The organism is Pseudomonas sp. BGA-UO-ETr-WB11, assembly GCF_059567785.1.
The window spans coordinates 229,022-254,239 of record NZ_JCAQOS010000007.1; the positions used below are offsets into that span (position 1 = coordinate 229,022).

21 protein-coding genes are annotated in these 25,218 nt (G+C 55.4%); 15 read left to right on the top strand and 6 right to left on the bottom strand.

Features of this window, described 5'->3' with window-relative positions; translation table 11 throughout:
• Positions 1 to 14 precede the first annotated feature (14 nt).
• The 8 genes from wecB (at position 15) to AC56DI_RS11880 (ending at position 9,059) form a co-directional block, all read left to right on the top strand.
• Positions 15 to 1,145, top strand: coding sequence for a non-hydrolyzing UDP-N-acetylglucosamine 2-epimerase (gene wecB, locus AC56DI_RS11845; protein ID WP_496346337.1), 1,131 nt, complete (start codon positions 15 to 17; stop codon positions 1,143 to 1,145).
• Between the two features lie 3 nt (positions 1,146 to 1,148).
• Positions 1,149 to 2,342, top strand: a complete 1,194-nt coding sequence (locus AC56DI_RS11850; protein WP_496346338.1) for a glycosyltransferase family 4 protein — start codon at positions 1,149 to 1,151, stop codon at positions 2,340 to 2,342.
• On the top strand, positions 2,339 to 2,992 hold the full coding sequence (locus AC56DI_RS11855; RefSeq protein ID WP_496346339.1) for an acyltransferase: 654 nt from the start codon (positions 2,339 to 2,341) through the stop codon (positions 2,990 to 2,992). Before AC56DI_RS11850 ends, AC56DI_RS11855 begins: the two co-directional genes overlap by 4 nt.
• Before the next feature lie 69 nt (positions 2,993 to 3,061).
• Positions 3,062 to 4,222, top strand: a complete 1,161-nt coding sequence (locus AC56DI_RS11860) for a DegT/DnrJ/EryC1/StrS family aminotransferase (protein ID WP_496346340.1) — start codon at positions 3,062 to 3,064, stop codon at positions 4,220 to 4,222.
• Positions 4,215 to 4,808: a sugar transferase gene (locus tag AC56DI_RS11865; RefSeq protein ID WP_496346341.1), complete on the top strand. Its 594-nt coding sequence runs from the start codon at positions 4,215 to 4,217 to the stop codon at positions 4,806 to 4,808. The genes AC56DI_RS11860 and AC56DI_RS11865 overlap by 8 nt, the downstream gene beginning before the upstream one ends.
• Before the next feature lie 155 nt (positions 4,809 to 4,963).
• Positions 4,964 to 5,917, top strand: coding sequence for an NAD-dependent epimerase/dehydratase family protein (locus AC56DI_RS11870; RefSeq protein WP_496346342.1), 954 nt, complete (start codon positions 4,964 to 4,966; stop codon positions 5,915 to 5,917).
• Positions 5,918 to 6,946, top strand: a complete 1,029-nt coding sequence (locus AC56DI_RS11875) for an MraY family glycosyltransferase (protein WP_496346343.1) — start codon at positions 5,918 to 5,920, stop codon at positions 6,944 to 6,946.
• Positions 6,947 to 7,052: 106 nt separating this feature from the next.
• Positions 7,053 to 9,059, top strand: a complete 2,007-nt coding sequence (locus tag AC56DI_RS11880) for a polysaccharide biosynthesis protein (protein ID WP_496346649.1) — start codon at positions 7,053 to 7,055, stop codon at positions 9,057 to 9,059.
• Positions 9,060 to 9,732: 673 nt separating this feature from the next.
• Here AC56DI_RS11880 and sulA read toward each other — a convergent pair.
• Positions 9,733 to 10,206: an SOS-induced cell division inhibitor SulA gene (gene sulA, locus AC56DI_RS11885; RefSeq protein ID WP_496346344.1), complete on the bottom strand. Its 474-nt coding sequence runs from the start codon at positions 10,204 to 10,206 to the stop codon at positions 9,733 to 9,735.
• A 10-nt stretch (positions 10,207 to 10,216) separates the two neighbouring features.
• Complete coding sequence (lexA, locus tag AC56DI_RS11890; protein WP_496346345.1) at positions 10,217 to 10,828, bottom strand: transcriptional repressor LexA; 612 nt, start codon at positions 10,826 to 10,828, stop codon at positions 10,217 to 10,219.
• A gap of 241 nt (positions 10,829 to 11,069) precedes the next feature.
• Here lexA and AC56DI_RS11895 point away from each other — a divergent pair, with 241 nt between their 5' ends.
• From AC56DI_RS11895 to AC56DI_RS11910, 4 genes are all read left to right on the top strand, one after another.
• The gene (locus tag AC56DI_RS11895) at positions 11,070 to 11,777 is read left to right on the top strand and encodes a TetR/AcrR family transcriptional regulator (RefSeq protein WP_496346346.1); all 708 of its coding nucleotides are present in this window, start codon (positions 11,070 to 11,072) and stop codon (positions 11,775 to 11,777) included.
• Between the two features lie 107 nt (positions 11,778 to 11,884).
• Positions 11,885 to 12,406 carry a L,D-transpeptidase family protein gene (locus AC56DI_RS11900; RefSeq protein WP_496346347.1) on the top strand — a complete coding sequence of 174 codons (522 nt, stop codon included), beginning with the start codon at positions 11,885 to 11,887 and terminating at the stop codon, positions 12,404 to 12,406.
• An 11-nt stretch (positions 12,407 to 12,417) separates the two neighbouring features.
• Positions 12,418 to 13,416, top strand: coding sequence for a beta-N-acetylhexosaminidase (gene nagZ, locus AC56DI_RS11905; RefSeq protein WP_496346348.1), 999 nt, complete (start codon positions 12,418 to 12,420; stop codon positions 13,414 to 13,416).
• Between the two features lie 7 nt (positions 13,417 to 13,423).
• Entirely contained in the window at positions 13,424 to 14,173 is a 750-nt protein-coding gene (locus tag AC56DI_RS11910; RefSeq protein WP_496346349.1) for an S-methyl-5'-thioinosine phosphorylase, read from the top strand.
• Between the two features lie 72 nt (positions 14,174 to 14,245).
• Here AC56DI_RS11910 and AC56DI_RS11915 read toward each other — a convergent pair whose 3' ends face one another.
• Both AC56DI_RS11915 and mfd read right to left on the bottom strand, forming a co-directional pair.
• Positions 14,246 to 14,770, bottom strand: coding sequence for a CsiV family protein (locus AC56DI_RS11915; RefSeq protein WP_496346350.1), 525 nt, complete (start codon positions 14,768 to 14,770; stop codon positions 14,246 to 14,248).
• Between the two features lie 211 nt (positions 14,771 to 14,981).
• Entirely contained in the window at positions 14,982 to 18,443 is a 3,462-nt protein-coding gene (gene mfd / locus AC56DI_RS11920; protein WP_496346351.1) for a transcription-repair coupling factor, read from the bottom strand.
• A gap of 188 nt (positions 18,444 to 18,631) precedes the next feature.
• Between mfd and AC56DI_RS11925 the strand changes: the two genes are divergently transcribed.
• Both AC56DI_RS11925 and AC56DI_RS11930 read left to right on the top strand, forming a co-directional pair.
• Entirely contained in the window at positions 18,632 to 20,098 is a 1,467-nt protein-coding gene (locus AC56DI_RS11925; protein WP_496346352.1) for a glyceraldehyde-3-phosphate dehydrogenase, read from the top strand.
• Positions 20,099 to 20,268: 170 nt separating this feature from the next.
• Entirely contained in the window at positions 20,269 to 21,042 is a 774-nt protein-coding gene (locus AC56DI_RS11930; protein ID WP_496346353.1) for a substrate-binding periplasmic protein, read from the top strand.
• Between the two features lie 13 nt (positions 21,043 to 21,055).
• Here AC56DI_RS11930 and cptA read toward each other — a convergent pair whose 3' ends face one another.
• Entirely contained in the window at positions 21,056 to 22,816 is a 1,761-nt protein-coding gene (gene cptA / locus AC56DI_RS11935; protein WP_496346354.1) for a phosphoethanolamine transferase CptA, read from the bottom strand.
• Positions 22,817 to 23,136: 320 nt separating this feature from the next.
• Here cptA and AC56DI_RS11940 point away from each other — a divergent pair, with 320 nt between their 5' ends.
• The gene (locus AC56DI_RS11940; RefSeq protein ID WP_496346355.1) at positions 23,137 to 24,516 is read left to right on the top strand and encodes an amino acid permease; all 1,380 of its coding nucleotides are present in this window, start codon (positions 23,137 to 23,139) and stop codon (positions 24,514 to 24,516) included.
• Here the strand turns inward: AC56DI_RS11940 and AC56DI_RS11945 are convergent.
• On the bottom strand, positions 24,489 to 25,079 hold the full coding sequence (locus AC56DI_RS11945) for a chalcone isomerase family protein (protein WP_496346356.1): 591 nt from the start codon (positions 25,077 to 25,079) through the stop codon (positions 24,489 to 24,491). The genes AC56DI_RS11940 and AC56DI_RS11945 overlap by 28 nt on opposite strands.
• Positions 25,080 to 25,218: the final 139 nt, after the last annotated feature.

Here is a 25,218-nt window from a genome sequence, read left to right on the forward strand (position 1 = left end):
AGCAGGATACTGCAATGAAAAAATTGAAAGTTGTCACCGTGGTGGGTACCCGTCCGGAAATCATTCGTCTTTCGCGCGTGATGGCCAAGCTTGATGAGTGCTGTGAGCATGTGTTGGTACATACTGGGCAAAACTACGATTACGAGTTGAATCAGATTTTTTTTGATGATCTAGGTATTCGTAAACCGGATCATTTTCTGAATGCTGCCGGTAGTAGCGGTGCCGAAACCATTGGCAATGTAATCATCGCAGTGGATCGCGTGCTGGCTGAAGTGCAGCCTGAGGCCTTGCTGGTGTTGGGAGATACCAATAGCTGCATGGCGGTGATCCCCGCTAAGCGTCGCAAGATTCCTACCTTCCATATGGAGGCTGGCAATCGTTGTTTTGATATGCGCGTCCCCGAAGAGATTAACCGGCGTATCGTCGATCATACCGCCGACATCAACCTGACCTACAGCACCATTGCGCGCGACTACCTGCTGCGAGAAGGTCTGCCACCAGACATGATTATCAAGACTGGTAGCCCTATGTTTGAAGTGCTAAATCATTACCGTGAGGGTATTGAAGCCTCCGATGTGCTGGGGCGCTTGAACTTGGAGCCAGGCAAGTTCTTTGTGGTTAGTGGTCACCGTGAAGAGAACATCGACTCCGACAAGAATTTTCTCAAGCTTGTGGATGTACTCAACGCGGTCGCCGCGCATTACGATTACCCAGTAATCGTCTCCACACATCCACGTACGCAAAAGCGTGTGGACGCGATGGGAGTGGTATTCCATGGCAACGTACGCCTGCTCAAGCCCTTGGGTTTCAAAGATTACAACAAGTTGCAAGTGGAGTCTAAAGCCGTTTTGTCCGACAGTGGCACCATCAACGAGGAGTCCTCGATTCTCAATTTTCCTGCGCTAAATATCCGGGAAGCACATGAGCGTCCGGAAGGTATGGAAGAGGCATCGGTCATGATGGTCGGCCTTGAGGTCGAGCGCGTGCTGCAGGGCCTCCAGGTGCTGGAGAGTCAGTGTCGTGGTGATGAGCGCAACTTGCGTTTGGTGGCTGATTACAGCATGCCGAATGTGGCAGATAAGGTGGTGCGAATAATCCACAGTTATCGCGATTATGTGATGCGAGTTGTTTGGAAGGAATACTAATTAATGATTTTAATCGCTTCTTCTTTATTTCCTCCTGAGCCTGTAGTTTCTGCAAATATATCATATGACATTGCCAGTACATTAAGTGGGGAAGCTGAAGTTGTAGTTTTCTCTCCTAGGCCCTCTAGGCCTTATGGATTTAATTTTTCCTCTGAAGAAGCTAGTAGCTATTGTTTTGAACACGTGATTTCTGATTCATATGTTTGTGCGAGATCTAGCGTTCTCGGCAGGCTTTTAGAAAGTTACAGTTATGGACGCAGTCTGGAAAATTTTGTAAAGCTGCATCAGAAAAACATTGAAGTTATTTATGCAAATGTATGGCCTGTGTTTTCGCAATTAATGCTGGCGCGAATTTCACGTAAGTTTAATATACCATTTGTTATACATGTCCAAGATGTTTATCCTGAATCATTGGTTGCAAAACTCGGTTTTTTGGGGGGGGTTGTAAGTAAAGTTTTTGTTTCTTTTGATAAATATGTTCTCCGCTCAGCTGATAAAGTTGTTGCAATTTCAAATCAAATGCGTCGATATCTCATAGCTACGAGAAATATTGATAGTTCAAAAATCATGGTTGTTAGAAATTGGCAAGATGATAGTAGCTTTAATGTGTTTCGAGATTCTCCACGTCGAAATGAAATTGTAGGCAAGTGTTTTTTGTTTTTAGGTACTGTAAATCCTTCTGCTGGCGTTGATTTATTGATACATGCATTCGGTCGTTCCGGTTTGGAAGGCTCGCGCTTGATTATAGCTGGGGATGGTCCCGATAAAATTAGGTGTCAGGATGTGGCTAAAAATTATAGTTGCGATATAGAGTTTATAGAGGTTTTGCCAGCGCAGGTTGCTCTTCTTCAATCCAAGTCTGATGTGTTAATTATGCCGTTGAGAAAAGGTATTTCGAGTACGGCCTTACCTTCGAAAATGACAGCTTATATGTTCTCAGCCAAGCCAATTTTGGCAATAGTTGACGAGGGAAGTGAAGCGGCAACGATTGTTGAAGAGTGCCAGTGTGGTTGGGTTGTTGAGCCGGAAAACATTCAAAAAATTACAGAGGCAATGCAATCAGCTGTCACGAGTGATCAGGATCAACTTGATAGTATGGGGGCGCGTGCATTTTCTTTTGCTGAGAATGCTCTGAGTAGGCGTGGAAATTTAACCTTGCTCCTGAGTGCTATATTTAATTCTAGGAGGTCTATATGAGTTTTCTGAAAAAAATATATCTTTCGCCGGCGGGCTACATAATATCATTTTTGCAGAATTTCGCCGCTTTATTTACTAGGCCGTTTATGGTTTACGGATATTATGATCGCTGTAGTAAGCGATTTTTTCGGAATACGAGAATAAGTTCTACTGCTAGCATATTGGAGCCCGGAAAACTTAAGATCGGAGATCAGTGCTGGGTCTGGCATCATTCAATATTGGATGCAAGTAATGGCATTAGCATAGGCGATGGTGTGCAAATTGGTGCTTATGTTGGGATTTTTACCCATAGTAGTCATGTTTCAATTAGGCTTTTGGGTGCGGACTTTATTAAAGTGGCGGCAGATGATCGCATTGGTTATGTCCGTGCTCCAGTATCCATTGGCGACTATACTTTTATTGCGGCAGGTGCTGTTATTATGCCGGGGGCTAGTATCGGGAAAGGATGTATAATTGCTGCCGGCAGTGTTGTTAAGGGAGAAATTCCTGACTTTTCTGTGGTGGCGGGTAACCCTGCAAAAATAATAGGAAACACTGGTTCTTTCGATAAGCGATATATTCACTCCCCAGGCATAGAGTTTACTTACTTTGATTTTGAGCACTTAGAGTTTTTGAGGGGGGTAAGTTCTGCTGATCCCGACTCCAAGTGAGTGGCGCTAGGTTTTCGATCTTTTGAATTTCCTTGATGTATAATTTTTGATAATATTTGGATAATTATGATGGATAATAAATTTCTTCCATTTGCATTGCCCGAAATCTGTGAAGAAGAAATTGCTGAGGTCGTGAGCGCGTTGCGTTCTGGATGGGTAACAACAGGCCCCAAGACGCGTCAGTTCGAACAAGATTTCAGCGCATTTCTTGGCGGTGATGTTGAAAGTATTGCCGTTAATTCTGCAACCGCAGGTCTTCATCTCGCGTTAGAAGCAATTGGTGTGGGGCCGGGTGATGAGGTTATTTTGCCTACGTATACCTTCACGGCAACAGCAGAGGTAGTACGTTATTTAGGGGCGACTCCCGTTATGGTGGACGTCCTTGAAGATACCTTTAACATCGATCCAGCAGCAGTAGAGGCGGCAATCACCTCGCGTACAAAGGCAATTATGCCTGTGCACTTCGCAGGCTTAAGCTGCGACATGGATAAATTGTTAACCTTGGCTAAAAAACACAATCTGCGTGTTGTTGAAGATGCTGCCCACGCACTTCCAACTACTTGGAGCGGGCGTAAAATTGGAACTCTTGATTCTGATGTTACTGTCTTCAGTTTTTATGCTAATAAGACCATGACCACCGGCGAAGGCGGTATGGTAGTAACTAGGTGCCAGGAGATTGCTAAGCGTTGTCGTGTGATGCGCCTGCATGGCATAAGCCGTGATGCATTTGATCGTTATGTCTCTACAACCCCCGCATGGTTCTACGAGGTCGTGGCACCTGGTTTCAAGTACAATTTAAGTGATCCGGCTGCAGCAATTGGGATTCATCAATTGCGTAAATTGTCTGGATTTCAGGAAAAAAGAGAGCGAATGGCGTTGTTTTACAACGAGAAGTTGAAGGATCTACCTATCGTTATTCCTCAAAATTCGCCGATTGGCGATATGCATGCGCGGCATCTCTATCCAGTCCGTATTTTGCCTGAGGCGCGCATTGGTCGTGATGAGTTCATTGTAAAAATGTCAGAGTTGGGCGTTGGTTGCTCAGTACACTTTATTCCTTTGCACTTGCATCCGTACTGGAAAAACAGCTGTGAATTATTAGTGGAAGACTTTCCTGTTGCTCAAAAGCTGTTTGAGCAGGAGGTGACCTTACCCCTCTACACGCGTATGACAGAAGGGGATCTCATTCGTGTGGTTGATGCTGTCAAAACGGTGCTGCAGGATGCTTAAACGTATTTTCGATTTTGTATGTGCCGTGCTCGGCATTTTAATATTACTGCCTGTCTTCATACTCGTAGCCGCTTGGGTCAAGCTAGACTCTTCTGGGCCTGTCTTCTATCGGCAAGTGCGAGTTGGGCGTCATGGTGTTCCATTTCGAATTCACAAATTTCGTACCATGTCAGTGAATGCAGATTTATCAGGCCGATTAACAGTCGGCCTTGATAGTAGAGTCACTCGCTCTGGTCATTTCTTACGTAAATACAAACTCGACGAGTTGCCTCAGCTGATTGATGTGGTAGTCGGTAGCATGAGCCTGGTTGGGCCGCGCCCTGAAGTGCAGGAGTTTATCGACTGCTATCCTGTTGAGGTTCGCGATAAGGTTTTGTCGGTTCGTCCAGGGATAACAGATCTTGCATCTATCGAGATGGTTGATGAAAATGAGTTGCTAGCTACTTATGAAAATCCAAGGCAAGCCTATATAGATGTAGTGTTGCCGATTAAGCAAAAGTTTTATTTGGACTATGTCAATACTCAGAGTTTTATTAATGATATTAGAATTATATTAATTACTGTTGTGAAGGTGGTTTTGCGTTGAGTCTGGTTGGTTGAAGCGCTTGCGACTGCTGCGGCGCTTTGTTTTCCTTGCTTTAGCCTCTTGCTAAATAATAAGTATATTATGAATATAATAATAAAAATTCAAAATTCTGGTATTTATATAGGGCTGCATGCACTTGCCTGTGAGGCGGTAAAGTGAAAGTGCTCTTGACCGGCGGTACAGGCTTTGTAGGTACACCCTTGTTGCGCGCATTGAATTCCGCTGGACACGAAGTTATTTTGGCGCTTCGTTCCGGTGTCGATGAGCCGCCTGAGTGTGCAGGATTATTTTATTACCCTGGTTTGGAGTTTGATGTCGACTGGGCGTTCGGATTGGCAGATGTGGAAGTTGTAGTACATGTTGCTGCACGTGCTCATGTACTTGCTAGCGAGGGAAATGAAGGTTTATCGCTTTTCCACAAAATCAATGTCGATGGCACATTATCACTGGCTCGTCAGGCGGCAGACCGCGGCGTGAAACGTTTTGTTTTTATCAGTTCCATTAAGGCAATGGGTGAAAGCACAGAAATTGGTCAGCCATATTGTGCAGAGGGAAAGCTTCAAGCTTCTGATCCTTATGGGTTATCCAAGAAGGCTGCAGAGGAAGGCCTGTCTGCGCTTTGCGCTGATACCGAAATGGAGTTAGTAATCATCCGGCCGGTGCTCGTTTATGGCCCTGGTGTTGGCGCAAACTTTCTTAAAATGATGCAGTGGACGCGGAGGGGTATTCCATTACCATTTGGTGCAGTCAGAAATAAGCGTAGTTTTGTCTCAGTGGATAACCTTGTTGATCTTTTGGTAGTTTGCACTGCTCATCCATTGGCCGCTAATAGAGTCTTTTTATTAAGCGATGGCGAGGATCTTTCAACTGGTGATCTATTGCTGCGCGTTGCTAGTGCTATGGGTAAATCTTCGAGATTAATTTCTGTGCCCGTTTTTTTTCTGCGTATGATTGCCCATTGTGTTGGGCAAGACGCTTTGTTTCAGCGGTTGTGTGGTTCGTTACAGGTTGATATGCAGCAGACTTGCGAAGTTTTAGGGTGGCGGCCTCCTGTTTCAGTTGATACCGCGCTGGCGCAGACTGTTAATTATTATCGGGAAATTAATTAAGTGTTTATTTACGCTGTTCAGTTGCTGGCTGTTTTTCTGTGCTCGTTTGTGTTGGTGGGCGTGTTTCAAATTTATGCGCGTCACTCGAGCTTGAATGATCTTGTCAATGCGCGAAGTTCTCACTCTATTGCTGTGCCTCGTGGCGGAGGTATTTTATTTTCTGTGATTTTTTTTATAAGTCTTTCTGTGATTTTTGCTCAGGGACTTGTTAGTACGATAAATTTTATTTCCTTGCTCTCAGGTTTTTTTGTAGCCTTTTTGGGCTTTCGCGATGACATCGCTGATGTTGCTATACGTTGGCGTTTAAGTGGGCATTTTGCTGCAGCTTTTTGGTCGTTATTTTGGGTGGGTGGCTTACCGCCTTTGATGATATGTGGCTTTACTATCGACTTGGGATGGTTTGGTCACATGCTTGCTGCAGTGTATTTGGTATGGTTGCTAAATTTGTACAATTTTATGGATGGTATCGATGGTATTGCCAGCGTTGAGGCCATTTTTGTCTGTGTGAGTGGGGCGTTGTTGTATGGTGTTTCAAGCTATTTGGGAGCTGAAATTCAGCTTGGCCAGTATCTTGTGCCTTTATTCTTAGCGGCGGCAGTTGCTGGTTTTTTAATTTTGAACTTTCCCCCTGCAAAAGTGTTTATGGGGGATTCTGGCAGCGGATTTCTTGGCATTACAGTGGGGGTTCTATCTTTACAAGCCGCTTGGGTGCAGCCGCAATTATTGTGGGCTTGGTTGATATTGCTTGGTGTATTTGTTGTTGATGCAACTTTTACATTGCTTCGTCGTTTGATTCGTGGCGACAAGGTATATGAGCCGCACCGTACTCACGCTTATCAATGTGCGGCGCGGTTGTACGCGGGGCACAAGCCGGTTACTTTGTGTGTTTTGCTAATCAATATCCTGTGGCTTTTACCGATTTCCCTGTGTGTAACTTTTGGGGTTCTGGATGGTTTTATTGGTGTTTTAGTGTCATACATCCCGCTGATTTTTTTGGCTTTAAAGTTCAAAGCTGGCTATCAGCAGTAGATTTAAGACTTTTGGGGTGGATAAAATCCGCTCGATGGTTTTTTTGAATTCTCAGTTTCTGGAATTTTTGTTCTTACAGTCGTGGTGAGGGATTATCGTGTTGGGGTTGGCCGAAAAGTTACGAACTCGTTTGGTTGGTTTACCTAGGCGCCACAAGCGCTTGCTTCAAGTCGCTACGGACGTGGTACTGGTCTGGGTTTCGTTGTGGCTGGCGTTTGTGGTGCGTTTGGGCGACAGCAAAGCGATTGAGCCATTAACTGGGCATTTTTGGCTATTTTTAGCTGCTCCTGTGATTGCCATTCCATTGTTCATCCGCTTTGGTATGTACCGCGCGGTGATGCGCTATTTCGGTAATGATGCACTGCTTGCGATTGCTAAGGCAGTTTCTATCTCGGCCTTGTTGTTGGCGCTTGCGGTGTATTGGTATCAGGGGGCCCCAAAGGTTATTCCGCGTTCGATGGTATTCAATTATTGGCTGCTGAGCCTTTTATCCATTGGCGGTTTACGCTTGCTAATGCGCCAGTATTTTATGGGCGATTGGTATTCATCAAATCAGCCGTTCAAGTTCAGTCGCAAAGATGATGGTTTGCCTCGGGTGGCTGTTTATGGCGCCGGTGCTGCAGGCAATCAGTTGGTCGCGGCATTACGACTTGGGCGCGGTATGCGTGCGGTGGCGTTTATTGACGATGATCCGGGCATTGCCAATCGGGTTATCGCAGGGCTGCGGGTTTACAACGCTAAGCACATTCAGCAGATGATTGATGAAACTGGCGCCAATGAGATCTTATTGGCTATTCCATCTGCCACGCGGGCAAGACGCCGTGAGGTGTTGGAGTTGTTGGAGCAGTACCCGCTACACGTGCGCAGTGTGCCGGGCTTTATGGATTTAGCCAGCGGTCGGGTCACGGTCGATGATGTGCAAGAGGTCGACATCGCCGATTTACTCGGGCGCGATGCCGTGCCACCGCAGAAAGCTTTGTTCGAGCGCTGCATTCGCGATCAGGTGGTGATGGTTACGGGGGCCGGTGGTTCGATTGGCTCGGAGTTGTGCCGGCAGATTGTGTCTACTGGACCTACCACCTTGCTGCTGTTCGAACACAGCGAGTTCAATCTTTACAGCATTCACAGCGAGCTTGAACAGCGTATTCGCCGTGAGTCCTTGGCTGTGCGACTGGTGCCCATTCTAGGCTCGATTCGCAATCCGCAGCGGTTGTTAGATGTGATGCGCTCGTGGGCGGTCAATACCGTTTATCACGCTGCCGCTTACAAGCATGTACCGATGGTTGAGCACAATATTGCCGAGGGCGTGCTTAACAATGTCGTGGGTTCGACATACACCGCCCAGGCTGCTGTTAGGGCCGGTGTAGAGCACTTTGTGTTGATTTCTACGGACAAGGCTGTGCGACCTACAAATGTGATGGGCAGCACCAAGCGCTTGGCAGAAATGGTACTGCAGGCACTCAGTCGCGAATCCGCGCCGGTGTTGTTTGGAGATAAAGAGGGCCTGCATCAGGTCAATAAAACCCGGTTCACCATGGTGCGTTTTGGCAATGTGTTGGGGTCTTCAGGTTCGGTCATTCCGCTGTTTCATGAGCAAATTCGTCGGGGTGGCCCGGTGACTGTGACCCACCCGAACATCACTCGTTATTTCATGACCATCCCCGAGGCCGCTCAATTAGTCATTCAGGCTGGTGCCATGGGGCAGGGTGGTGATGTATTTGTGCTGGATATGGGGCAGCCAGTGAAAATCGCTGAATTGGCTGAGAAAATGATTCACCTCAGTGGCCTGAGTGTGCGCTCTGAGAAGAATCCTTATGGCGATATTGCTATTGAATTTAGCGGTCTGCGCCCTGGTGAAAAGCTTTACGAAGAGTTGTTGATTGGTGATGACGTGATTGCCACTGAGCATCCGATGATCATGCGTGCCAATGAAGATCACCTGTCATGGGATGATTTCAAGGCCGTTCTGAGCGAGCTCTTGCAGGCTGTTGAGCAGGATGATTATGACTGTGTACGCAAGTTGCTGCGGCAGACAGTCAGTGGCTATGCGCCTGAAGGTGAGATCGTTGATTGGATTCACCAGCGCAGGACGAAGAAAATCACGAAGCCGTAAGGAGTTGCAGGCTGTTGGCAAGCTGCGGGTCAGCTACTTGGTGCATGTTGCGTTGTAGCGGCGGCTTCCGCCGTGAATGTCACCAATAAAAATGGCTATGTACCCGTTACGTGTTGCAAGGCATTGGTCCCATTGCCGATGGCTGTGTCTGACACAGCGGCGAGTTGGCGCAGTTAAAAGCTTCGCGGTCAAGACCGCTCCCACGGATTTGCAGGCGCCTCGGTTTCCCGGTCCCGTCAGGAGGCCGGAACGTAGCGAAGCGAAGTAACAGCCGCAGGCTTGCCCGAATGGTGAGCAAAGCGAGTCAAGAGAAAGTGACTCGGCGTAAAGCAAAAACCGGTAGCGGCCCCGTGCGCAACACATAACGGGTACAGCGCCATAAAATGCTGCTGCCACAGCAGGCATATGCTCATGCACTGCGTGTCAATAAACTCGCAGCCTGCATGAGTGTGCGTGTTTGTGGTGTTGCGGCGTTGTCGTGGGAGAGGCTTCGAGCGTGACGGCTGCCAAGTTCTGTGTGCTCGCCCAATCGCCAGCTAGCTGGCTCCTACAAGGGCTTGCGTACACATGCAGCGCGTAAGTGGTTCGAGACTTTATGGGTGTCCTGAGCGCAACTCATACTACGCGGGGTTGTTGCTGTTTAATTGGATCTGCTGCTGAGCAGCGGAAAGCCTTAGCTCAGACTGATATTCAGGCTTTGTGCTCCACCGGCTTGTGCCGCGTTGGCCAATTGTTGCTGAGTACTGGCATCCAGTGGGTGCAGCCAACTGATCACGGTATGGCTGCGGCCCAGGCGCAGGACTGAGCAGGCAAGGTCGCGGGCGCTTTGTTCGCCTCGTGGGTGCAGCAGCATGATGCGCTCACGATTGAGCCCTGAGTTGCGTAGCCAGGTTTGCGTCAAGCTGCTGGGTGGGGCGATCAGGGTCAGCCAGCGTGCGTCCTGGTTCTGGCTGAGTTCGCGCAGGATGGGTGCCAGTAGGTTCAGGCAGTGTCCAGTCGAGCCGCGTAAGGTCAATTCGCTGCAGGTTTCGGTTTCTTCCATCCAGGGCGTTTGGCCGTTGCTGTTTAGCAAGGGCGCCATTGGCGAGGGCAGGAAGGCATCAAACAGCGGAAGTTGGGTACGGTTGGGCGACTGTGGGAACTGCATAAAGCCTCCTCTAGCGGCGGATTACGCCGACACTCAAGCCTTCGATCACGAGGTCTTGTTCTTCAAGATTGATTTCTATCGGTGCAAAGTCCGGGTTTTCCGCAATCAACAGAACCTTGTTGCCGGTGCGTTGAAAGCGCTTCACTGTCACTTCATCGTCAATGCGGGCCACGACAATTTGTCCGTTACGTGCTTCGCGGGTGGTGTGCACGGCCAGCAGGTCGCCGTCGAAGATGCCGATGTCCTTCATGCTCATGCCGTTCACGCGCAGCAGGTAGTCGGCGCGGGGGTGGAAGAAGGCTGGATTGATCTTGCAGGTTTCTTCTACATGCTGCTGGGCCAGAATCGGTGCGCCTGCAGCAACGCGACCGATGACGGCCAGGCCGTCCTCTTCAACGGCGTTGGGTTCGAAGCCGGGGATGCGAATGCCGCGGGAGGCGCCAGGGGTCATTTCAATGGCGCCTTTGCGTGCCAGGGCCTTGAGGTGCTCTTCGGCGGCATTGGGCGATTTGAAGCCGAGTTCCTGGGCAATTTCGGCGCGTGTCGGCGGGAAGCCGTGGTCTTCCAGGCAGCGTTTGATAAAGGCTAGGATTTCGCTTTGGCGCGGGGTGAGCTTGATCATGGTAGAGGGTCTGTCTGTTTGTACAGGTGCTGTGATTATATACAGTGAAATGCGCTTGGCAATCCCGCTGATTGGTATATCCGTTGAGAGTGGCTTGTAACCCGCAGAGGCTGCGGAACGTCTCGCACTGAGAACTTTGTTTGTCGAGGCACTGAACTAGGCTGTATGGCCACGGATCGGCTTGACAATTGATCAGCTTGAAACGTATGTTTCAAACAAGTGTTTGTTAGGCGGAGCGGCCATGGCCCAGTCAGAAACTGTCGAGCGTATTCTCGATGCGGCAGAGCAGTTGTTTGCGGAGAAGGGTTTCTCTGAGACTTCCCTGCGCCTGATCACCAGTAAGGCTGGAGTTAATCTGGCTGCGGTGAACTATCACTTCGGCTCGAAAAAGGCCCTGATTCAAGCGGTGTTCTCGCGCTTTCTTGGCCCATTCTGCATCAGCCTCGAACGTGAGTTGGATCGTCGCCAGGGCAAGCCTGAAACCAAGGCTAGCCTTGAAGAGTTGCTGGAAATTCTCGTTGAGCAATCGCTCGCCGTAAAACCGCGCAGTGGTAATGATCTGTCGATTTTCATGCGCCTGTTGGGGCTGGCTTTCAGTCAGAGCCAGGGGCACTTGCGACGGTATCTGGAGGACATGTACGGCAAAGTCTTCCGCCGTTACATGCAGCTGGTTTACGAAACGGCCCCGCGCGTTCCGCCGATTGAGTTGTTCTGGCGTGTGCACTTTATGCTGGGTGCGGCGGCGTTCAGCATGTCCGGGATCAAGGCCTTGCGCGCCATTGCTGAGAACGATTTTGGTGTAAATACCTCGATTGAGCAGGTAATGCGACTGATGGTGCCGTTCCTGGCCGCCGGTATGCGCGCCGAAAGTGGTGTCACTGACGAGGCTTTGGCCAAGGCGCAGCTAAAACCGCGTAGCAAAAATTCCCCGTTGGTGCCCAAGCTGTAAACCTTGGCGGTGGGCGCGGCAAGGCCAATCCGTTAGGGTCTGTTCCCGCTTCATTCGCGGCAACGCGGCTTGCGATGAAGCGGGAACAGACCCTAAGCTAGCGCCCCATGTTGACCCTCGATTTCCTCCATATTTCCCTCGCCGATCAGCAGCTGTATGGCTTTGCTGCGGGTCGCCTGTTACTGCGTCTGCCGGTTTCCACGGCGCTCAATGGCGCCGGTGAACTCAATGGTTCGGGCTGTACGCCGCGCGGCTTGCATCAGGTGCGCGCCAAAATTGGCGCTGGTTTGCCCTGCGGTGCTGTGCTGCGTGGTCGGCGCTGGACGGGCGAGGTATTCAGCCCGGAGTTGCAGGCGCAATTTCCGGGTCGCGACTGGATTCTTACTCGCATTCTCTGGCTTAGCGGCTGCGAGCTGGGCCGCAATCGCCTTGGTCGCGTCGATACCTTTCGCCGCTACATCTACCTACACGGCACCCCGGACTCCGAGCCGATGGGCGTGCCGTTGTCCCATGGCTGCGTGCGTCTGCGCAATGCCGATTTACTCGACCTCTTTGCTCGCGTGCCTGTGCACTGCCGGGTGCTGATTGATGAAGCGCCGTGCCCCGATTGGGCCGCTGCTGATTGTTAAGGAAGGCTGTTATGCAAGGTTCTTTGATGCTGGATATCGGCGGCACTTGGCTGACCGCCGAGGATCGCCAGTTGCTGCGCCAGCCTGAAGTGGCTGGGCTGATTTTGTTTGCGCGCAATATCGAATGCCCGCGCCAGGTGCGTGAGTTGAGCATGGCTATTCGGGCCGTGCGTCCGGACCTGCTTTTGGCGGTTGATCAGGAAGGCGGGCGCGTGCAGCGCTTGCGTCAGGGCTTTGTGCGTTTGCCAGCGATGGCGGCGATTGCCGCGCAATCCAATGCTGAACAGCTGGCCGAACACTGTGGTTGGTTGATGGCTACTGAAGTGCTGGCTGTGGGGCTGGACCTGAGTTTTGCTCCAGTGCTGGATCTGGATTACCAGCGCAGTGCGGTGGTCGGCACACGTTCGTTTCACGGTGATCCGCAACGTGCAGCGCAATTGGCTGGCGCCTTTATCCGCGGTATGGCGGCTGCCGGTATGGCCGCTACCGGCAAACACTTCCCTGGCCATGGTTGGGCCGAGGCGGATTCCCATGTGGCGATTCCAGTGGACGAGCGCAGCCTGGAGCAGATCCGCGCCGCCGACCTGCAGCCGTTTGCCTTGCTCAGCCAGCAACTGGCGGCGGTGATGCCGGCCCATGTGATCTATCCGCAGGTCGACAACCAGCCGGCCGGATTCTCGCGGCGCTGGCTGCAGGACATCCTGCGCGGCGAGCTGCAGTTCAAAGGCGTGATCTTTAGCGATGACTTGTCGATGGCCGGCGCCCATGTGGTCGGCGATGCTGCCAGTCGGATTGAAGCGGCGTTGACCGCCGGCTGTGACATGGGCCTGGTGTGTAATGATCGGGCGGCGGCCGAGCTGGCCCTGAGTGCGCTGCAGCGCTTGCACGTGCAGCCACCCCAGGGGCTGCAACGTATGCGCGGGCAGGGCACGGCGAGCACTGATTACCGTCAGCAGCCTCGCTGGCTGGCCGCGTTGGGTGCCTTGCGCGCCGCTGAATTGATTGAGTGAGGCTAAGATGACGGTTTACGCGATTATCGGTGGCACTGGCCTGACCCAACTGGATGGTTTGCGCATCGACACTGAGCTGCATATCGATACGCCCTATGGCGCCCCGTCGGCGCCTATCCTACGCGGGCACTTTGCCGGGCGTGAGGTGCTGTTTCTCGCCCGTCACGGCCATCCCCATCGCATCCCGCCGCATCAGGTCAACTACCGCGCCAATCTCTGGGCGCTCAAGCAGGCTGGCGCCGAGGCGATTGTTGCGGTGAATGCGGTGGGCGGTATCCATGCGGATATGCCAGCAGGGCATTTTTGCGTGCCCGAGCAGATCATCGATTACACCTACGGTCGCGAGCACACGTTTTTTCAGGCCGATGGTCAGGACGGGCTTGAGCACGTCACCCACATCGACTTCAGCTACCCATACGCAGCCGAGTTGCGCAGTCAGCTGCTTGCCGCACTCCAGGCCAGCGGCTGCAGTTTCAGTGATTTTGGTGTGTACGGCTGCACCCAGGGACCACGCCTGGAGAGTGCGGCGGAGATTGCGCGCATGCAGCGCGATGGCTGCGACATTGTTGGGATGACGGGTATGCCCGAGGCGGCTCTGGCCCGTGAGCTGGAATTGCCTTATGCATGCCTGGCGCTGGTGGTTAACCCGGCAGCCGGCAAGTCCAGCGAGTTGATTACCATGGCCGATATCGAACGGGTGCTGGCGGCGGGCATGGATCAGGTCAAGGCCACCCTGGCGCGGGTATTGGCCAGTTAGGCGTTGCCTGGGTATTTCCCCCAATAAAAAACCGCCTAATCGGCGGTTTTTTATTGTCCGGTAAAGGTGCCCTTACTGCGGCGTAACTTTGATCAGTAGGCCCAGGCTGCCGTGGTCCAGGTAGGTCAGTTGGCCGTTCTTCAGGCGGCTGCTGTGTTTGATGCGTTCGCTGGCGGTAACCAGGCCGTCGGCATCGAACTGGTTGACCCAGAAATCGGCATCCACATCCAGGTAGTCAACGAAGGTCAGGCTCAGGGTGCCTTCAGCTGGAGAGTGGCCCAGCTGTGCCTGGCCGCTGCTCAGGGCGACTTTTACCGGGGTTGGGCCGGCGGCCTGTACCCAGGCTTGGTGCAGGACCACCTCATAGCCGTTGGCGGCCACCAACTTGGCAGCCTCGGCATTCAGTGCGGTGCCGCGCTGGCTGCCGCTGGCGGGCAGTTGTGCGTCGCCGGCCCACTCATCCGGTACCGGTTGGCTGGCCAGGATCGGCGTGCCGGCTTGGCGGAAGAGAATTAGCTCAACCTGATAATTCCCCGCGGCAAAGACGCTGGGTGCCAGCAGGGTGAGCAGTAGGGGGAGCAAGCGAAGTAAACGCATAAATCAGTCCTTTCGGGAGAATTACAATCCGCATGGGGGCGTCGTGAGCGAAGGTCAGGCAAGGCAAAAACAGGCGAGGAAGCGGAGTTTACTGGTTGTAAATGAGCATTACTCGCTTCGCTCGCCCTACGGGCCGCACTAAAGTGCGTTCAGTGAGCAAATTCACTGTTCGAGCCTGTTTTTAACGCAGCATCACCGAGCGCAACAGCGCCTATGTGGATTGTGGGGTCAGGCGCTCCAATAGCGCCTCCAAGGTATTAAAACGGTCTTCCGGGCGCTCCATCGGCACCTGGAATTTGAACTGGGTGGCGCCTTCGAACTTGTAGCGGTTGGGCTGGCCCTGGATCAGCTTGATCAGTGTCAGCGGTTCGACGCAGGTGTCGCTGGCAAACTCAAGGCGACCGCCTTGCGGGCCGGCGTCGACCTTCTTGATGCCGAGCTTTTCCGCTTGCAGCTTCAGCAGTGTCAGGCGCACCAGGTTTTTGCTCGGTTCGGGCAGCAAGCCGAAGCGGTCGATCATCTCCACCTGCAAGTCCTTCAGGGCCTCCTCGTCGGCGGCCGAGGCGATGCGTTTGTACAGCATCAGGCGGGCGTGCACATCCGGCAGGTAATCGTCGGGGATCAGTGCCGGCACGCGCAGGTTGATCTCCGGGCCGCCGCCCAACGGCTGGTCGAGGTTCGGTTGTTCGCCCTTACGGATCGACTTGACCGCGCGTTCGAGCATTTCCATATACAGGGTGAAACCGACCGCTTGAATCTGCCCGCTTTGGCCGTCGCCCAGCAGCTCGCCGGCGCCACGAATTTCCAGGTCGTTGGTAGCAAGCACAAAGCCAGCGCCGAGGTCCTGGGTGTTGGCGATGGCTTCCAGGCGCTTCTCGGCGTCTGGAGTCATCTGCTTGCGCGGCGGGGTCAGCAGGTAGGCGTAGGCCTGGTGGTGACTGCGACCGACGCGGCCACGCAACTGGTGCAGCTGGGCCAGACCGAATTTGTCGGCGCGCTCGATGATGATGGTGTTGGCGCTCGGCACGTCGATGCCGGTCTCGATGATGGTTGAGGCGATCAGCACGTTGAAGCGCTTGTGGTAGAAGTCGCTCATCACCTGTTCCAGCTCGCGCTCGCCGAGCTGGCCGTGCCCGATGCCGATACGTGCCTCGGGCACCAGTTCGGCCAGATCGGCGGCGCACTTCTCGATGGTTTTCACATCGTTGTGCAGGTAATACACCTGGCCGCCACGCAGTAGTTCACGCAGCAGGGCTTCCTTGATCGTCGGCTTGTTGGCTTCCATGACGAAGGTGCGCACCGACAGCCGGCGCGCCGGCGGGGTGGCGATGATCGACAGGTCGCGCATGCCAGACACAGCCATGTTGAGGGTGCGCGGGATCGGCGTTGCAGTCAGGGTGAGAATGTCGACCTCACTGCGCAGAGCTTTGAGCTGCTCCTTCTGGCGCACGCCGAAGCGGTGTTCTTCGTCGATGATCACCAGCCCGAGGTTCTGGAATTTGACATCGTCTTGCAGCAGTTTGTGGGTGCCGATGACGATATCGATCTTGCCCTCGGCCAGCTTGCCAACGGCCTCGGCCACTTCCTTGTTGGACTTGAAGCGGCTCATTACCTCGACATTCACCGGCCAGTCGGCAAAGCGGTCGCGGAAGCTGTTGTAGTGCTGTTGGGCGAGCAGGGTGGTGGGCACCAACACGGCGACCTGACGGCCGCTGTGCACGGCGATAAAGGCCGCGCGCATGGCCACTTCGGTCTTGCCGAAGCCAACGTCGCCGCAGACCAGGCGATCCATCGGCTTGCCCGAGAGCATGTCGGCTTTGACCGCATCGATGGTGGTTTGCTGGTCCGGGGTTTCCTCGAACGGGAAGCCGGCGCTAAAGGTGGCGTAGTCGGCCATTGGGTCCTTGAACGCATAGCCTTCGCGGGCGGCGCGGCGGGCGTAGATGTCCAGCAGCTCGGCGGCCACATCACGGACTTGTTCGGCGGCTTTGCGCTTGGCCTTCTGCCAGGTTTCCGAACCGAGCCGGTGCAATGGCGCCAGGGCGTCGTCGCTGCCGGTGTAGCGGGCGATCAGGTGCAGGCTGGCGACCGGCACATACAGCTTGGCCTCTTCTGCGTACATCATGGTCAGGAACTCGGCGGCCTGGCCGTCGATTTCCAGGGTGACCAGGCCCAGGTAGCGGCCGACGCCGTGGTCGATATGCACCACCGGCGCGCCTTCGCGCAGTTCGGCGAGGTTCTTGATCACAGCATCGTGGCCGTCGCTGCGTTTGTCGCGGCGGCGGCGTTGCATCACCCGTTGACCGAACAGCGGGCTTTCGGCAATCAGGGCCAGGGCGGGTTGATCCAGCAGCAGGCCTTCGTCCATCGGCGCGATGCTGACGGCCAGGCGCTCTTTGCTGGCGAGAAACTCGGCCCAGCCATCCACGGTTTGCGGGCGCAGGTTCAGGCGCGCCAGCAACTCCAGCAAGACTTCACGGCGGCCAGCGGATTCGGCGCTGAACAGCACGCGACCGGGGAACTCGTCGAGAAAGGCCGCCAGCCTGGCCAAAGGCTGGTTGGCCTTGGCTTCAATCGCCAGGTTCGGCAGCGGGCGGGCTGCGAAGCATTCGCGGCCGACGCCAGGCTCGATGGCTTCCGGGTTGGCCACGACTCGCGGCCATTGCTTGAGGCGGGCGAAGCAGTCTTCTACTGGCAGGAACAGCTCGGCGGGCGGCACCAGTGGTCGCTCCAGATCGCCGCGCCGGTCCTCGTAGCGGTTGCGCACGTCGTGCCAGAATTGCTCGGCAGCCTGTTCGATGCCGGGCAGGGAGAACACCTGAGTGTCTTCGGGCAGGTAGTCGAACAGGCTGGCGGTGTCTTCGAAGAACAGCGGCAGGTAGTACTCGATGCCGGCCGGGGTGATGCCGCTGGCCATGTCCTGGAAGATCGGGCAGCGGCGGAAATCCACATCGAAGCGCTCGCGAAAGCGTGCACGGAAGTCGGTGACAGCCTTTTTATCCAGAGGAAACTCGCGAGCCGGCAGCAGGCGGATCGACTCGACCTTGTCGATCGAACGTTGGGTTTCCGCGTCGAAGGTACGCAGGGTTTCGATTTCATCATCGAACAGGTCGATGCGATAAGGCAACTCGCTGCCCATCGGGAACAGGTCGATCAGCGCGCCGCGTACGGCGAACTCACCGTGTTCATACACGGTGTCGACGCAGCGATAGCCGGCCGACTCCAGGCGCGTGCGCATCTGCTCGACGTTGAGCTTCTGGCCCACGTCCAATACCAAACTGGTGCCGAGCAGAAAGCGCGTCGGCGCCAGGCGGTGCAGGGCCGTGGTGATTGGTACCACCAACACGCCGCGGCTTAGCTCCGGCAGGCGATAAAGGCTGGCGATGCGCTGGGAGATGATGTCCTGGTGCGGCGAGAACTGGTCGTAGGGCAGGGTTTCCCAGTCGGGAAAGTGCAGCACGGACAGTTCCGGGGCAAAAAAGCCCAGCTCTTGTTCAAGTCGCTCGGCACTCTGGCTGTCGGCAGTCAGCAGCAGGGTGAAGCGTTTGGCGGCAGTCGCCGCCTCGGCAATCGCCAGAGACAGCGCAGCACCGGGCAAATTGCCCCACTCTTGTTTAGCAGAGAAGTGTTTGCTGCTGGCGGCGGGAAGGCTGGGTAGGCGCAGTACAGGCACGGTCGGCTCGCGGACGTGACGAGAAAGGCGCGATTGTAGCGGGGGTGACCACTGAATGGCAGTCGCTAGCGGCTATGTCGGGCATATCGGCCACTTGTACGGTTTTTAGCCGGCGACTGACGACAGGCGTGCATTGCTCCTGCGCGGCTGCGCCGGCATAATGTAGCCCCTTTTTTCAGCCCCTACATATGTGGAAGGTACTGCCCGTGACTCAGAAGCCCGACCAGTGTCTTGGTGAATGGATTGATCGTGAAGCGCTCGCCGAGGCGATGATTCCGTTGATCGGTCAGCTTTACCGCAATAACAATGTGGTGACCTCGATCTTCGGTCGCGGTCTGATCAACCGCTCGGTGATCTCGATCCTCAAAGCCCACCGTTTTGCCCGTCACCGCCTGGCTAACGATGGCGAGCTGTCGGTGCACGACACCTTCCCGATCATCAAAGCGATGAGCGAGCTCAAGCTCGGTGCCGCGTCGGTGGACCTGGGCAAGATGGCCGCCAAGTTCAAGGCTGAAGGCGCAGGCCGCAGCCTTGAGCAGTTCCTGCGTGAAGAGCTGGCTCAGGTTGTGGGTCAGCAAAACGGCGTGGCGCGCAAAGGCACCGACGTGGTGCTGTACGGCTTCGGTCGTATCGGCCGCCTGCTGGCGCGCATCCTGATCGAGAAAACCGGTGGTGGCGACGGCCTGCGTCTGCGCGCCATCGTTGTGCGCAAAGGCGCCCCGAATGACCTGGTCAAGCGTGCCAGCCTGCTGCGTCGTGACTCGGTCCATGGCCCGTTCGACGGCACCATCACCATTGATGAAGCCAACAACACCATCACCGCCAACGGCAACCTGATCCAGGTGATTTACGCCAAGTCGCCGACCGAAGTGGACTACACCCAGTACGGCATCGAAAACGCCTTGCTGGTGGACAACACCGGTGTATGGCGTGACGCCGAGGGTCTGGGCCAGCACCTGGCCTGCCCAGGTGTTGATCGCGTGGTGCTGACTGCACCGGGCAAGGGCGCGCTGAAGAACATCGTGCATGGCGTCAACCATGGCGACATCACTGCCGATGACAAGATCATCTCGGCGGCTTCCTGCACCACCAACGCTATCGTGCCGGTGCTCAAGGCGATCAACGATCAGTACGGCATTGCCAACGGTCACGTGGAGACCGTGCACTCGTACACCAACGACCAGAACCTGATCGACAACTTCCACAAAGGTGATCGCCGTGGTCGTTCGGCACCGTTGAACATGGTGATCAGCGAAACTGGCGCCGCGACCGCTGCCGCCAAGGCGCTGCCAGTGCTGAAAGGCAAGCTGACCGGCAACGCCATTCGCGTACCGACGCCAAACGTGTCGATGGCCATCCTCAACCTCAACCTTGAGAAAGCCACCACCCGTGACGAAATCAACGAATACCTGCGCCAGATGGCCATGCATTCGGATCTGCAAAAGCAGATCGACTTCGTTCAGTCTCAGGAAGTGGTTTCCACCGACTTCGTCGGTTCGCGCCACGCCGGTGTGGTCGATGCTGAAGCCACCATCTGCAATGACAACCGCGTTGTCCTGTACGTGTGGTACGACAACGAGTTTGGCTACAGCTGCCAGGTTGTGCGCGTGATGGAAGATATGGCCGGGGTTAACCCACCAGCCTTCCCGCGTTAATAGCGACGCCGGGTAACAACAAAACGGGAGCTTCGGCTCCCGTTTTGCATTGTGCTGTGGGCACTGCGTCTGCTTGGAGGCCTATGGTTTTCGCCGTATCAGGGGAATTGGCGTTAGTCTGCAGACTGATGCAGTTGTCATGTTGCTTTACGTGCTGATCGAGGATTGCCGTGCTCAACTCCCTTGCGCTGTTGTTTGCTTTGTTGCTGGGCTGCTCTGGGGCGCTGTTTGCTGCACCGCTGCAGCTGTACACGGAGGAGTATCCGCCGGTGAGTTTCTCGCGCGAGGGGCTGGCTGCCGGCATGGCGACCGAGGTGGTTGAAGAGATTCTGCGCCGTCAGGGGCAGGTGGCCAGTATTCAGGTCGTGCCTTGGGCGCGGGGTTACCAGACGGTGCAGCGCACGCCCGATACTGCCCTGTTTGCGACCATTCGCAATGCTGAGCGCGAGGCGTCCTTTCAGTGGGTAGGGCCGATTTTGTTGGCCCGTGACAGCTTTTATGCGCTGAAGAATTCGGGCCTGGTGATTGGCAATCAAGCAGAGCTGGCCGCCGCCGGGCAGATTGCTGTGCCGCGCGATTGGTTCACTTTTCAGGAGCTCACCGCGCAGGGCCAGCCTAATCTGCTGGGTGTCAACGAGCCGGTGCAGATGTTCAAAATGCTGCGCCGCGGCCGGATCAAGCTGATTTTGGCCGATAACCTGAGCTTCTTCAGTCGAGGCGATGCTGCCAGCCAGGTGGATTACCTGACCGCCGACGATGTGGAGGTGGTTCTGCCGTACCGCACCTCTTATGGCTATATCGCCTTCTGGCGCGGCACCGACGTGCAGACGTTGCAGCGCTGGCAAACCACGCTGGATGAGATGAAGGCCGATGGCAGCTTCGCGGTCATTTATCAGCGCTGGCTACCGGGTGAGCCGCAGCCGCCATTGCGCGAGCCTGAGTAAGCGCGCGACTCGTTCAGTTTATCGGTGCAGCTTGCAGCCGTTCCAGGCTCTTATCCTCAAACGCCACTTGTGGCTTGGGCTTGATCAGGCTGAAGTCGATCATGGACTTGGGCTGATAAGGGTCGCCAATCAGCAGCGGCCGCTCCTTGAATGACGCGCTTACCAGACTCTTGGCCGGGTCAAGTTCATCGGAGCGCAAGCCCGCGAGGTCGGCCCAGGTGTGAATCAGGTTGGCGCTGCTGTAGGGGCGCCCCAGTTCCTGTTGATAGGCAACCGGGTTGTTCGCCTGCCATTGTTTGGATGTCCAGAGCATAAAGGGGATGGTGTACATCGGTGCGGTTGGCCGGCCTTCACTGCGACCCAGGATGGTGTCGGTGGGGGAGTCAAACACCGCTTCGCCGTGGTCCGCCAGGTACAGCAAGAAGCCATTGGCCTGGCTACCCGACAGTCGCTCGATCAGGCTGGACACCACGAAGTCGTTGTACAGCACCGCATTGTCGTAGCTGTTGTAGGTCGGCAGTTGGTCGTCGGTGACCCAGGCTGGTACACCTTTACGGTCGTTGAATTGGGCGTAGTCCTCGGGATAGCGGTACTTGTAGCTCATGTGAGTGCCGAGCAGGTGCACCACGATTAATTTGCGCGGCGCCTGGTCGGCCAACGCCTGACTGAACGGGGCCAGCACTTCGCCGTCGTACTGGCGGGCGTTCTGTTCGCGGTTGTTGTTCAGGTACACCTGTTCATCGGCCTGCTTGGAGAAGGTGGTGAGCATGGTGTTGCGTTCGGTCATGGTCTGCTGGTTGGTGATCCAGAAGGTCTTGTAACCGGCTTGCTTCATCAGGTTGATGATCGAGGGCGTGGTCAGGTAAGCGTCGGGGTTTTGCTCGTCGGCAAAGGTCAGCACCTGTTGCAGCGCTTCAATGGTGTAAGGGCGCGGGGTCACGACGTTGTCGAACACCTGCAGTTGGTCGCGCATGGCATCCAGCTTTGGCGTGGTGGCGCGTGGGTAGCCATACAGGCTCATACGCTGGCGATTGGTTGATTCGCCGATCACCAGCACCAGGGTGTTCGGCTGCCCTGCATGGGCGTCGGTCAGGTTTTTCAGGGGTGGTAACTGGGCGTTGGCGGTGAGCAGATCCTGCATGTTGCCCAGTTGCAGGCGATATTGGTGGTAGCCAACCATGACTTGCCAGGGGGTGACGGCGGCCAGTCGTTCTTCGAACTTGTTTACACCGGCGCTCAGGTTGTCGCTGGTGAGTATGTAACGTGCGGGATAGCCGACGGTGGCCGTCACAATCAGCGCGCTGGCAATAATGGCCGAGCGTCGGGGCAGATAGACCGGACGAATTTTTTGCCAGAGCAGCCAGGCGCCCAGGCCATAGCCAATAAACGCCAGCGGCATCCACCAGGTCAGGTATTGGCTGATGTATTCGGCGGCCTCGGCGTTGTTGCTCTCGAACATGATGAAGATGACGCTTTGGGAGAAGTCCTGACCGTAAATCAGGTAATAGCCAAAAGCCGGCAGCGAGCACAGCCACAGCGCACCACCGATGATGCCGGCCAGGCGGCGCGTGTGGGCCGGGTACAGCAACAAGGGCACCAGCCACAAGCCGCTGAGCAGCAGGGTTTGGCGGAAACCGCGCCAGCCAATGGTGTCGGTGGCAAACAGCAGCAGTTGCGTGACCCCGGACATGTACCAGAAGAACAGGAACATCCAGCCCAGGGCTGCCCATTCGATGCCTTTGCGCGAAGATTCTGCACGGGCAGCAATCATCATGACTCTCCGAGTAATACCGGGCTGAAGCGGAACACTCCGCAGGCGCCCTGAACAATTGAGAGTCACTTTAGGCTTGGTAATGTTAACAAAGCGTTAAGCGATTGCCGCCGGCAGAACTCTCTGGCAGGGCGCGTTACTGGCGGCGTAACAGGCAAAGCCGGGTGCCCTAAATAGGCGCAGCACGCTAAACTGGCCGACCAGTCAAGCAAGCGGCGGCAGCAGCTGCCGTTTTTCGTCAATGCAACCTTCAGGCGGTGATCCTGCGCAGAGGTTGACCACTGCGCCGGCGTTACACGCGTCGCCGCGATGAGGCAGTAACAATGAATCAGCCGCTCCACACGGGTGAACTCAAGCGCGGTCTGCAAAACCGTCATATCCAGTTGATCGCCCTGGGTGGGGCGATCGGCACGGGGTTGTTCCTCGGCTCGGCCGGGGTGCTGAAGTCCGCCGGGCCGTCGATGATCCTCGGCTATGCGATTGCCGGCTTTATTGCTTTTCTGATCATGCGCCAATTGGGCGAGATGATTGTCGAGGAACCGATGGCTGGCTCTTTCAGCCACTTTGCGCACAAGTATTTCGGTGGCTATGCCGGTTTTCTCTCGGGCTGGAACTACTGGGTGCTGTATGTGCTGGTGGGCATGGCCGAGCTTACGGCGGTGGGCAAGTACATTCAGTTCTGGTGGCCAGAGATCCCGACCTGGGTGTCGGCGGCGGTGTTCTTTGTGGCCATCAACCTGCTCAACCTGACCAGCGTGAAAGTCTTCGGTGAGACCGAGTTCTGGTTCGCCCTGGTCAAGGTGGTGGCGATCATCGGCATGATCCTGCTGGGCATCTTCCTGCTGGTCAGCGGTACCGGCGGCGAGCAGGCGGCGGTGAGCAACCTGTGGAGCCATGGCGGCTTCTTCCCCAATGGCCTTGAAGGCCTGGTGATGGTGCTGGCAATCATCATGTTTTCCTTCGGTGGCCTGGAGTTGGTGGGGATTACCGCCGCTGAGGCGGCCGAGCCGAAGAAGGTGATTCCCAAAGCGATCAATCAGGTGATCTGGCGGATTTTGATTTTCTACATCGGCGCCCTCAGTGTGCTGTTGATGCTCTATCCGTGGGACAAGCTGCTGGAAACCCTGAATGCCGCCGGCGACCCTTATAGCGGCAGTCCCTTCGTGCAGATTTTCTCCCTGCTGGGCAGTGACACAGCGGCCCATCTGTTGAATTTTGTGGTGCTGACGGCGGCGCTGTCGGTCTACAACAGTGGCGTCTACTGCAACAGCCGCATGCTCTTCGGCCTGGCCGAGCAGGGCGATGCGCCCAAGGCCTTTCTCAAGGTCAACAGTCGTGGTGTGCCGGTGCTGGCGATTGGCGTGTCAGCGCTGATCACCTTGCTGTGCGTGCTGGTCAACTACCTGGCGCCGCAGCGGGCGCTGGAAATGCTGATGGCCTTGGTGGTGTCGTCGCTGGTGATCAACTGGGCGATGATTAGCCTGTCGCATCTCAAGTTTCGTCAAAGCCTCAACAAGCGCGGCATCGAACCTGGCTTCAAGTCGCTGTGGTATCCGTTCAGCAACTACCTGTGCCTGGCGTTTGTGGCCTTGATTCTGGGGGTGATGTTGCTGATTCCGGGGATCAACCTGTCGGTCTATGCAATTCCATTCTGGTTGGCTTTTATCGGCCTGTGCTACTGGCTCAAGACCCGCGCGGCCTGAGGCGGCGCGGCGCCGAGCAGTTGCTCGCGCAGGCTGGCGGACAAACCATTGTCAGCCAGCCAGATGCCCAGGTAAGCGTGGGCCAGTTCGGCGTTGCGGCTACTGAACACGCGGCGGCCGTTACGCTCCAGGTGCAGGCCAGCGGTAACCGAATAGTCGAGGGCATAGCGGTCGCCGGGTTGAATGTCGGCGAAGGTCGCGTGCAAGGCGTCCAGTTCGGGGCGCAGGCGCTGCAGTTGGGCTGCCGATTGCTGGCGTTCGAGGGTGACCCAGGCCGCCTTGATCACGTCTTCCCGGTCTATCGCGCGGAAGTAGTACAACTCCAGGCGTTGCCGGTGGCTGTTGCCCACGGCTTGGCGGGGGCTGATACCCGGTTCGGTGTAGAGCGCAGCGGCGTACACATCGACCCACAGGTAGTTGAGTACGGCCTGGTTTTGCCGTTGCAGAGGCTTTTCGGCCGCTTGCCGGTAGGGGCTGAATGCGGCCTCAAGCAGGCGGTCGCGCTCGTTGGCCAGTAGATTGGCGCTGCTAAATAGCAAGATCAGGCAAATCAATCGGTGCATGGCGTAGGCTCCTGAGTCTGCGTGCAGATTTGGCCACGGGGGGCGCAGTGGTCAAGCGGGCACTGTTGCATGGTGTTACCAATACTTGAATCAATCGGTCGCATGGGCGCGAGCATCGCATCAACGATGTTTTTATAAT